This is a genomic window from Methylorubrum podarium (genome assembly GCF_022179745.1).
Lineage (GTDB): Bacteria > Pseudomonadota > Alphaproteobacteria > Rhizobiales > Beijerinckiaceae > Methylobacterium > Methylobacterium podarium.
The window spans coordinates 1-4,924 of sequence record NZ_BPRD01000372.1; the positions used below are offsets into that span (position 1 = coordinate 1).

Genomic DNA, 4,924 nt, shown 5'->3' on the forward strand with positions numbered 1-4,924 from the left:
CCGCCGGCCGAGCCGCGCCGCACCATCACCGCGGACGTGAAGAAGCCGCGCGACCTGAACTTCATGGCGCGTCCGACGCCGGCACCCGAGCCCGAGAAGGCGCCGAGCCCGACGACCGCCGCCCGCCCCGCGGGTGCGACCGCCGCCGCGCGTCCCGCGGCCCGTCCCGGCGCCGCCGCGGCCGATGAGGAAACGGACACCAAGCGGGTGATCCGTCGCCCGGGCATGCCGCTCAAGATCATCACGCCGCCCAAGACGCCGAAGTCGCCGGGCGGCGACCGCAACCGCGGCCGTCTCACCATCGCCAACGCGACCGCCGGCGAGGAAGAGCGCACCCGCTCCGTCGCCTCCTTCCGCCGCCGCCAGCAGCGCATGAGCGGCCACCGGCACGAGGAGCCCAAGGAGAAGATCGCCCGCGACGTGACCATTCCCGAGACGATCACCATCCAAGAACTCGCCAACCGCATGTCCGAGCGTGCGGTCGACGTCATCCGTCTGCTGATGAAGCAGGGCCAGATCCACAAGATCACCGACGTGATCGACTCGGACACCGCCCAGCTCATCGCCGAGGAGATGGGCCACACGGTCCGCCGCGTCGCGGAGTCGGACGTCGAGGAGGGTCTGACCTCCGACGAGCCGGATCTGGAGGAGGATCTGGAGCCGCGTCCGCCGGTCGTCACGATCATGGGTCACGTCGATCACGGCAAGACCTCGCTGCTCGACGCGATCCGCGCGGCGAACGTGGTCGAGGGCGAGGCCGGTGGCATCACCCAGCATATCGGCGCCTACCAGGTGGCGGCGCCGTCGGGCGACCTCATCACCTTCATCGACACCCCCGGCCACGCGGCCTTCACCTCGATGCGCGCCCGCGGCGCCAAGGTGACGGACATCGTCGTGATCGTGGTGGCGGCCGATGACGGCGTGATGCCCCAGACCGTCGAGGCGATTCAGCACGCCAAGGCGGCGGGCGTCCCGATGATCATCGCCATCAACAAGATCGACAAGCCGGACGCGAACCCGCAGCGGGTGCGCACCGAGCTCCTGCAGCACGACATCCAGGTCGAGTCGATGGGCGGCGAGACCCTGGAATTCGAGGTCTCGGCCAAGACCGGCGACGGTCTGCCGAGCCTGCTGGAGGGCCTGCAGCTCCAGGCCGAGATCATGAACCTGCGCGCCAACGAGAAGCGCGACGGCGAGGGCACCGTGATCGAGGCTCAGCTCGACCGCGGCCGCGGCCCCGTCGCCACGGTCCTCGTCCAGCGCGGCACACTGTTCACCGGCGACATCATCGTCGCCGGCGCCGAGTGGGGCCGCATCCGCGCCCTCATCGACGACACCGGCAAGCACATCCCCTATGCCGGCCCGTCGGTGCCGGTGGAGGTGCTCGGCTTCAACGGCACGCCCGATGCCGGCGACCGCGTGATCGTGGTGCCGAACGAGGCCCGTGCCCGCGAGGTCACCGAGTACCGCGCCCGCATCAAGCGCGAGCGCCTGAACGCCCGCACCGGCGGCGCCAACCGCTCGCTCGTCGACATGATGCGCGAGGCCAAGGAAGGCGCCGGCCGCAAGGAGCTGCCGATCGTCATCAAGGGCGACGTGCAGGGTTCGGTCGAGGCCATCAACGGCGCGCTCACCGCGCTCGGCAACGACGAGGTCGGCGTGCGCATCCTGCTCTCGGGCGTGGGCGGCATCACCGAGTCGGACATCACGCTCGCCAACGCCTCGAAGGCGGTGGTGATCGGCTTCAACGTGCGCGCCCACAAGGAAGCGCGCAACGCCGCCGAGCGGGACGGCACCGAGATCCGCTACTACAGCATCATCTACGACCTCGTGGACGACATCAAAGCCACGCTGTCGGGCATGCTGCCGCCGACGCTCCGCGAGGAGCGTCTCGGCGAGGCGCAGATCCTGCAGATCTTCGACGTGTCGAAGGTCGGCAAGATCGCCGGTTGCCGCGTCATGGAGGGCGTGGTCCAGCGCGGCGCCCATGTCCGCCTGCTGCGCAACGACGTGGTGATCCACGAGGGCCGGCTGTCCCAGCTCAAGCGCCTCAAGGACGACGCCAAGGAAGTCACCGCCGGCTACGAGTGCGGCATGTCCTTCCAGAACTACCAGGACATGCGCGTGGGCGATTTCATCGAGTGCTTCAACGTCGAGGAAATCAAGCGCACGCTCTGAGCGGCCCTCCCCTACCGCACTTGCTCAAGCGGGGCCGCGGCGAAAGCTGCGGCCCCCTTTGTTTCCAGACACGAGCCTGACGGTTCAGCGACGTCGATCATCCGATGGCCCAGAAGCAGAATCCCTCCGCCGGTCCCTCGCAGCGCCAGCAGCGCGTGGCCGAACTCGTGCGCCACGCCCTCGCCGAGGTGCTCCAGCGCGGCGACATCCAGGATCCGGTGCTCGGCTCCCACGTCGTCACCGTGCCCGAGGTGCGGATGTCGCCGGACCTCAAGCTCGCCACCGCCTACGTCATGCCGCTCGGCGGCCAGGACGAGGCGCCGGTGATCGCCGCGCTCGACCGGCACAAGAAGATTCTCCGTCAGGAGGTCGCGCGGCGGGTGAACCTGAAATACGCTCCCGAGCTGCGATTCCGCCGCGACGAGACCTTCGACGAGGCGGCGCGCATCGACCAGCTCCTGAGGAGCGAGAAGGTCCAGCGGGATCTGGAAACGGCCCCCCGCGAGGACGACGAGGCCGAACCGGATTCGCCCTCGCGCGATTGATGTTGATCCGGGCGGCCCGATTCCCGCCGCCCGCTCACCCACCGGGCCGTGTGGCGGACCCGTGACAGACCCCCATGACGGGACGAGTCCGTCGAGAAAAAGCCCGTCGATCGAGGACAGGATGCAGGACGAGATTTCTTCCGAACGTGCCGCCGAGGCGCCGCAGGGACCGCGCGGCGACATGCGCCGGGACGGACCGCCGCGCGCCGGGCGCCGCCCGCAGCGCGGTCGCCCGCGGCAGGACCGCCCGAAGAAGAACGACGTCAGCGGCTGGGTCGTGCTCGACAAGGGCGTCGGCATCACCTCGACCCAGGCGGTGGCGGTGGTGAAGCGCCTGTTCAACGCCAAGAAGGCGGGCCATGCCGGCACCCTCGATCCGCTGGCCTCCGGCATCCTGCCGATCGCACTCGGCGAGGCGACCAAGACCGTCCCCTTCGTGATGGACGGCCGCAAGGCCTACCGCTTCGAGGTGACCTGGGGCATCGAGACCGACACCGACGACGCCGAGGGGCGTCCGGTCGAGACCTCGGAGAACCGGCCGAGCCGCGAGGCGGTCGAGGCGGCGCTGCCGTCCTTCGTCGGCGAGATCGAGCAGGTTCCGCCGCGCTTCTCCGCCATCAAGATCCAGGGCGAGCGTGCCTACGACCTCGCCCGCGGCGGCGAGGTCGTGGAGCTCGTGGCCCGCGCCGTGCGCATCGACCATCTCGCCGTGATCGAGCATCACGGCGACCGCACCGTCATCGCCGCCGAGTGCGGCAAGGGCACCTATGTCCGGGCGCTCGCCCGCGACCTCGGGCGCATGCTCGGCTGCTACGGCCACGTCTCGGCCCTGCGGCGCACGCGCGTCGGCCCGTTCGAGGAGGCGACCGCCTGCAGCGTCGCCGCCCTCGAAGAGAGCACGGAGATGCATCTCCACCCGGTCGAGACGGCTCTGGAAGACATCCCGTCGGTCGCCGTCAGCCGCGACATGGGCCTTCGCCTGATGCGCGGACAGCCGGTGATCCTGCGCGGGCAGGACGCGCCGGTGGAAGGCAAGGCCTACGCGACCTGCGGCGGCGTGCTCGTCGCCGTGGGCGACGTGGAGCGCGGCGAGCTGGTGCCGCACCGTGTGTTCCATCTCGGCGGAACGGCCGCGCCGCGAAACTGAGGCAAAGCTCGTCTCCCTTTGCCGAGCGATATATTTACGTTGAGGCAAGATGATCGCGGCGCTTTCATCACGACCATGCAAGCATAGCCGGCTCTAATTAACCTGGGATCAAGCCCGCACTTCCTAAAAGTCCGCCGACTCCACGGATCGGCGGACTTTTTCATGCGGGTATCTCTTGGCCTCAAGCTGGCGACGGTGGTCGGCCTGCTCGGCCTCGTCGGGGCCGGTATCTCGGCCTTCGCCCTGCGGCAGGCGTCGCAGGAACAGGCGCGGGCCGCCCTCACCGAGTCGTTCTGGGATGCCGGCCTCCAGGCGCGGGGCCTCGCTCAGGCGATCGAGCACGCCGTGGTTCAGGCCAGCGCCGTCTACACCGCGTCCGACACGGACGAGGCGAAGGCGCGGCTCTCGGCACTCCAGACCGCGCTCGGCGAGGTGGAGGCTGCCCGCGGGCCGTTCCTGACCGCCATGGAAGGACACCTGCCGCCGGAGAAGCGACGCAAGCTCGATCTCGCGGTGAAGGAATTCATGGCCTACCAGACCGAGACGGCCGAACTCGGTCTCACGGTCTCGCCTCGCGCCGCGCTGATCCAGGCGACCGACGAGGCGACGGTCAAGAATCGCGAGCGCATGGTGCGGGAGATCTCGGCGCTCGGCCGCGACGTGCTCGCGCGCCTCGACGGACAGCGGGAGGCCGCCGCGCAGGCGCAGCACACCGGGTTCGTCACCCTGATCGCCGCACCGGCCGCGGCGCTGATCATCGCGCTCCTCGCCGCGTTCTGGATCATCCGGACGCAGATCCAGCGCCCGCTGCACCGGCTCAAGGCGACGATGCAGGCGCTTGCCGACGAGCAGCTCGACGCGACGGTGCCGTTCACGGGCCGCCGCGACGAGGTCGGCGAGATGGCCCGCACGATCGCGCAGTTCCGGGCGGCCCTGATCCAGAAGCGCCAGCTCGACCACGCGGCCCGGGATCGTCTGGCCGAGGACGGCGCCCGCGGTGCGCGGCTCGAAGCGGCGACACGGGCCTTCGAGGAGGAGACGACGCGGGCGGTCA

Annotated in this window: 4 protein-coding genes; all 4 read left to right on the forward strand. The window is 70.1% G+C overall.

Annotation, left to right across the window (positions count from 1 at the left end):
• On the forward strand, positions 1–2,178 hold a 2,178-nt coding region (gene infB / locus MFF42_RS18065; protein WP_238256989.1), incomplete at its 5' end, for a translation initiation factor IF-2.
• 104 nt (positions 2,179–2,282) lie between these two features.
• A complete protein-coding gene (gene rbfA, locus MFF42_RS18070; protein WP_238256990.1) occupies positions 2,283–2,723 on the forward strand; it encodes a 30S ribosome-binding factor RbfA in 441 nt (146 codons plus the stop codon).
• A gap of 121 nt (positions 2,724–2,844) precedes the next feature.
• Positions 2,845–3,870 carry a tRNA pseudouridine(55) synthase TruB gene (gene truB / locus MFF42_RS18075; RefSeq protein ID WP_238256991.1) on the forward strand — a complete coding sequence of 342 codons (1,026 nt, stop codon included), beginning with the start codon at positions 2,845–2,847 and terminating at the stop codon, positions 3,868–3,870.
• A 162-nt stretch (positions 3,871–4,032) separates the two neighbouring features.
• A partial coding sequence (locus MFF42_RS18080) for a HAMP domain-containing protein (RefSeq protein ID WP_238256992.1) occupies positions 4,033–4,924 on the forward strand: 892 nt, incomplete at its 3' end.